We start from the raw sequence: 6,667 nt of genomic DNA, 5'->3' as shown, positions 1-6,667 counted from the left end.
TGCCAAAGCATCGGTTACTACTACATTCATCAAATCCACATCGCCATTGTTCGTTACCGTAATTGTAAAGGTTGCGGTGCCGCCCGGATTTACTGCTTGTGTATCATCGCCATTATCTGCATCGTCTTTTACGATTAAGATAGACGGATTGGTACAAAGCGGTGCATCATACATTGTTGCATTTTCACATAAAGGTGCAAAGGCGACTCCATTTACTTGTGTACCCGGTGAATAATTTGTACCAAAAATGCCGTGTTGTACATAAGTAGTGCCTACTACATCCGGGTCTAAATTAAGTGACTGATCATTTCCTGCTTCTGTTCCATAAGCATAGGTAACAATTACATTACCCATATCATCCATTAAGGTTACTGTGTCGCCGGAATTATTTAAACTTAATCCGCCAGTGCTTGCTGTTTGAACAACCGCACCGCCAAATGTTCCGGTTGGTGTACCACCGCCAAATACTACAATTGCTTGCGCATCGGTAAGAATTGTTCCACTTGGGAAAGTATGTCTTACACCTAAGGCATCGGAAATTGTCCAACCGCTAATATCTACGGTCATACCTGTTGCATTAACGATTTCAACAAATTCATCATCGGAAGAACTTGCCACACCATCACCATTTGCATCTCCAGTACCTATAGCAGGGTCAGCTAAAATTTCATTTAATTCCCACTCACCTGAGCTTGCCACTGAAACAACATCTGAAACAATTACCGGAATATCTACTGTTCCATCACCCGCTAAACCTGTAATAGTTATTGTTTGCGGAGAAGTTGTATAAGTGTAAGGACCGTAAGTTGTTCCGTTTATTTCCAATTCAAATTGTGTTGAATTTGGATTGGCGAAAGTAACTTCCACATCAAGGTCGTAAGTAGTTCCTGTACACGCTGTTGGTGTAGCTATAACTGCCAAAGTACAAGGTGTAACCACAGGACAAGCCAGTACGCTTATTACTACATCATACGAAACATCGGTACAGAAACTTCCTGCTGCCGGAGAAATAGTGTAGGTATAAGTGTAATCGCCTTCCGGCATTCCCGTTGCGTCAATAGTAGTTACGGTGTTATTCATTTGGTCTGTCCAAGTACCGTCCATTTGTCCGGCAGTTACCAAAGTGCTGAGGTCTAAAGTATTTGTATATAATCCACCTGCCACATTACACAAAGTTTCCGTAGTGGTAACAGTAGCAGAAGGTGCTTCATCAATAGTAATCATTATCGGAGCCGCCGCGCTGGTACAATTTCCATCGGTTGCGGTTATCCAAATTGTTTGAGAAGTTCCCGCTGCTGTCATTGGGTCGTAAGAAGTGGCATTACCACTTAATAAATTAGCAGCACCTGCCGGGTCGGCATCGTAGAAGTTATATACAATTGGTCCACTTTGTGGTGTTACATCGCCTATAATGCTTACATTATCTACTCTCCAAGTACCCAAATCGCCTGCGGATGAATGACCATATAGTCTAAAGCAAACTTGTGATGCATCATTTGTAACAGCCGCTTGATTTATCGTACCAAAAGTTAATACCGGATTATTGGTAATTGGGTCTGGCAAATCGAAAGAAGAAATATTATCAATCGATAAATTCGCGTAAGCACCGCCATCTACCGACATGGCTATGTCAAAATACACAGGACCCGAGCCTGAACTACGGAAATCAAATGATATTTCCGAAACGTCTAATACAAATCCGCTGGTAGCACTAATACAGAACTCAAAGTAATCGCCCGCATCTTGGGTGGTGTTGGTTGTCCACATATTACTTGCAAAAGCATCCGTAGAAGCATTTCCTTGCGGATATGACAATGCGCCAATGGTTGGTCCACCAGTAGCATCTGCTGTATTTACCGAAGGATTATCGGATACACCCACTGGCGTTTCTCCTTCAAAATCCCAAAGCGTGCTAAATGGCTGAGGCGTATATCCTCCACCCACAGGGAATATTTCGGTACTTACACCATCGGTTTCACAAGCCTCAATATCGGTAAGCATCGGCGCGCCAAAGCCATCACAATTACAGTTCAATACAGAAATTGTAACCGGATAGGTTTGTTCGGTACAAAGTGTTCCTAATGGAGTAACCACATATTGATAATTAAAGCTGCCAACACCTAAGACACTTCCATCAAGTGTTGTAGATGCCAATGGCGTTCCACTTACATCTTGCCACTCGCCTGTGCCGTTAGTCGGTCCTGAGGTTACTAAAGTATTTAAATCCAATAAATTTGATGGTGAACTTCCTGCTGCGTTGCACAATAAGGCTGCATTAGACACTACGGCTGAAGGTTCGCCTTCTATGGTTATTGTTACTTGTACAGGGTCACTTTCACAAGTGCCGTCAGTTGCTGTTACCCAATAGGTGTAAGTTCCTACTGCTGTAAGAGCAGGGTCGTAAGTAGCTCCACTGGCTATTGGTGCCGGAACCGGAACAGTTGTGGCAGGGTCTGCATCGTAGAAATTGTAGGTTACTACTGATGGAGGATTTGCTCCTATAAAAGTATGTGTTCCTGCATCGCTCACTATGTTTTCGCCTGCTACTGTCCATTCACTGGCAGAAGAAGTTGTCCAATCGGTAGTTGGTGCAATAACATCGGCATTACGTATCAAGGTGTTGTTAGCAGTAGCATTTGCTATTCCTGAAACAGTCCAACCAGTTCCCGGATCGGCTCCGTCTATTCCTACCGCATCTATTAAACTAAATACTGTGCCACTTCCGCCATTCCACGCCAAACCTATCGCATCGTCTCCGTTGAAGTTCATCGGACCTGTGTTTACCGCTAATATTAAATTAGATAAACCGGTTAAGTTCGCATCGGCACAATCTTGGTTTAATATTACTACGGTTCCACCAGCACTTAGCGTTCCTGATAAGGACAAAGTAGATTCTGACCAAGTTCCACCATTGCTGATGCCCCAAATTTCGTAATTTGCCAAATCTACATCGGCACCTGTTCCGTTGTACAATTCAATATACTTACAGTTACCGCCATTTGGCTCGCTGTATTCGCTTATAAATAAATTCGAAGCAGTTGTTACAAGTGTCGGAGGGAAACCACCATCACTTGGCATCAATTCAGTACTTCCGCTTCCGCAAATATCAATGTTGGCCACAGTTGGAACGTCAAAACCAGTACAACAATTACTTACCGTAACTGTAACCGGATAGGTCGCTGGTGGACAAATACCGCCCGAAGTAGTTACTACATATTGATAGTCAAAACTTCCAACGCCTAACACACTTCCATCAATAGTTGTTGAAGCTAAAGGCGTTCCGACTGCATCTTGCCACTCGCCTGTACCATTGGTTGGACCTGAAGTTACCAAAGTATTCAAATCTATGGTAGTAGGGAATGCTCCGCCATCTGCACTACACAAATCTGCCGTTGCGGTTAGTATTGCAGAAGGTTCGCCTTCTATGGTTATGCTTACTTGCACCGGAGTACTCTCACAGTTTCCATCTGTGGCAGTTACCCAATAATTGTATGTGCCAATAGTTGTAAGCGCAGGGTCGTAAGTAGCTCCACTGGCTATTGGCGTTGGTACCGGAATGGTTGTCGCAGGGTCTGCATCGTAGAAGTTGTAAGTTACTGTTGCGACTGTTGTAGAACCAGTGAAAGTATGTGTTCCTGCATCGCTCACTACGTTTTCGCCTGCTACCGTCCATTCACTGGCAGAAGAAGTTGTCCAATCGGTAGTTGGTGCAATAACATCGGCATTACGTATTAAGGTATTGTTAGCAGTAGCATTTGCAGTACCTGAAACAGTCCAACCAGTTCCCGGATCGGCTCCGTCTGCTCCTACTGCATCTATTAAGCTAAATACTGTTCCGCTACCGCCATTCCACGCTAAACCTATCGCATCATCTCCGTTGAAGTTCATCGGACCTGTATTTGCTGCTAATATTACATTTGGCAAAGCTAATAGATTTGCGTCTGCACAAGCATCATTTAATATTACTACCGTTTCGCCATCATTTAGTATTCCTGATAAATTGAGCGTGTATTCTGTCCAAGTTCCACCATTACTGATGCCCCAAATTTCGTAATTCGCCAAGTCTATGGCTACACCTGTTCCGTTGTACAATTCAATATATTTACAGTTACCGCCATTTGGCTCGCTGTATTCACTTATAAATAAATTCGAGGCAGTTGTATTCGTCATAGTGCCAAATCCTCCTCCGCTTGGAGCTAATTCAGTATTTCCACTACCACAAATTTCTATATCCGCTATGGTTGGTATGTCAAAGCCATCGCAACAAGTAATAATATCAATTTGAACATTATCTGCTACTGGCGTACAAGGTCCGGCGGGGTCATCTGAAGTAAGCGTGAGCGTCACTGTACCTGCCGTAATGTCACCAGCACCAGGTACATAAGCTGTTGCGGTAGTGAAATTAGTTCCGCCTGTGAAGCTACCATCACCACTTGAAGACCAAGTTCCGTCAGCAACACCTGTAATACTTGCTGCTAACATGCTCAAATCAATTTCGTCTGTATTACACACAGGGTCTATCATTCCGGCATCTACTATTGGTGCAGCATTTACCGTTACTGTAATAGTTGCCATATCGGTACATCCATCGGCTGTTGTAGTGAAAAGATAGGTAAATTGATCGCCATTGCTTACCGCTACCATTGTCAAGTCGCCGCTTACCAAAGTTGTGGTAGTTGCTCCTTCATACCATTCGCCTGTTCCTGCAATACCATTTAGTTCGGCGGGTACATAAGCTGTTAAATCTAACAAATCTCCTTCGCAGAGTACAGGATTTACTACAACATCTAAATCAGGAATACATTGATTTACACTCACTATCATTGGAGTACTTAATTCCCAACAACCTGCTGTGGTACTTGTCCAAGGACCCGGAGAAGTGCCTGCGGTGAAATTGCTGATATTTTCGCCCGGAGTGAATGCCGGAATGGTTAGATCGCCCGTTAAATAATTGAGGGCATATACTTCATAAACACCCGTTGATACGGTAAATTCTCCGGTACTACTATTTTGCAAAATAACACCAGCCTGTACCAATAAATAAATTTGGGTATAGCCATCTACATTATATGTGCCAGGCTGAGAGATAGTCAAAATCATTCCGTCACTTCCGTCACAACTACAAACTTCTGTTACTACATTGCAATTAAATAAAGTAAATGAAGTTGTTTCTGCGGACGAAATACAACCCACAGCATCTTGTTGATACACATAAATAATTTGCTCAACACCTGTTGTACTATAGTCTGCCGTTGGATTATAAGAAGTTCCTGAAGCTAAATAATTTACAAAAGGATTCATCGGGTCACGCGGCGCACTATACCACAAATACGTACTTCCCGCCACTGGCGAATCTACGGTAAGCCCTGCACTTGTCATATCATCTACACACAAGTGAATTGGTGCAACTGAAGGAGGTGCTGGTGTAGCAGCAGTAAGCATTTCGGTAAGACTACAGCCTGAAGGTGCATTTGCTATACTAATAGTAAAGGTTACATCTACTGATGCCGCGCCTTCCGGCAAAGTATACGAATCAGTATAAACAGCTGCACTTTGGTCATTTGTAATACTTAAATTAGCACAAATAGGTACAATAGAAACTTCGCAAGTGCCATCTCCTGCTGTTGTATAGCTCAGACCTGCTTGAGGTAATGGGAATACCGTAATTACTTCAGGGAATACATATTCTATTGTATTGTCTGTTACACAAGTTAAGTGCAATTCATATTTATAATCTTTCGGGTCACAAGGATCTGTATTATCTGGATTAACATCCCCGTTCAGTGTACTTAATACAAGTTGTGGTGAAGCTAAGTTCACATCATCAATTGAAACCAAATACCAAGCTGCTGTATAATCCACACCTTCAACAGCTGTTGCCGGACTAACGGTACCGCCTAAACTTACAGTGTTATCTGTAACGCATACTTCGTAAACAGATGCTTGCGAATCTACCAATACCGGACAAGGACTCACACAATCGCCTACAACAACGTTCACAGAAACCGGACAAAATGGAGTTGAGCCATTGTCCACATTAACCGTAAATGAAGCCGGTCCTTCTATATCAAACATTATGCTACTGGTACTTGCCATAAATGGTGATGATGTGCCATAATTACCATTTGCTATAATGGCTGCTTCGGCTACTGCGGCATCGGTTCCACTTATGGTAAAAGTATATGGTGCGCCATTTCCACCTGTAATATTTACTGTAACCGTTCTCGTATCATCTGCATTACATACAGATACCAAAGGTGTGAGCGTAATTGGATTGATTACTTCTATTTGAACAGTATCGGCATCTACACAGTCTCCATTCATTATTGTCCAAATAAATTCATACACATTGCCATTTTCCAAACCAAATACAGTTGCTGAAGGATCATTCACATTACTAAAGCCAACAGAAGTGTCTGTATTAGTTCCTGCTGCCGACCAAGTTCCACTACCCGCCGATGGCGCAGTAGCTGCTAATGTTGTTTGGGTAGTATTTCCACACAATATTTGGTCTGCACCTGCATTACTACTTTCACTATTATTTATTGTTACTGTAAATGAATTTTCTGCATAACAATTTGGTACTGTGCCTGTCTCCGCATATACGTATATCGTTTGGCTGCTTGTTATTGACGTTCCTGCCGCCAACATCGTGCCTGTGCCAAGA

At 42.9% G+C, this 6,667-nt stretch carries 1 protein-coding gene; it reads right to left on the bottom strand.

Annotated elements, in window-relative coordinates:
* A partial coding sequence (locus tag H6550_00020; protein MCB9044498.1) for a lamin tail domain-containing protein occupies positions 1-6,667 on the bottom strand: 6,667 nt, incomplete at both ends.

This window comes from Chitinophagales bacterium, assembly GCA_020636495.1.
Taxonomy (GTDB): domain Bacteria; phylum Bacteroidota; class Bacteroidia; order Chitinophagales; family Chitinophagaceae; genus UBA5543.
Note: the sequence above shows the minus strand (reverse complement) of the source record. Positions and strands in the feature narration are given on the sequence as shown.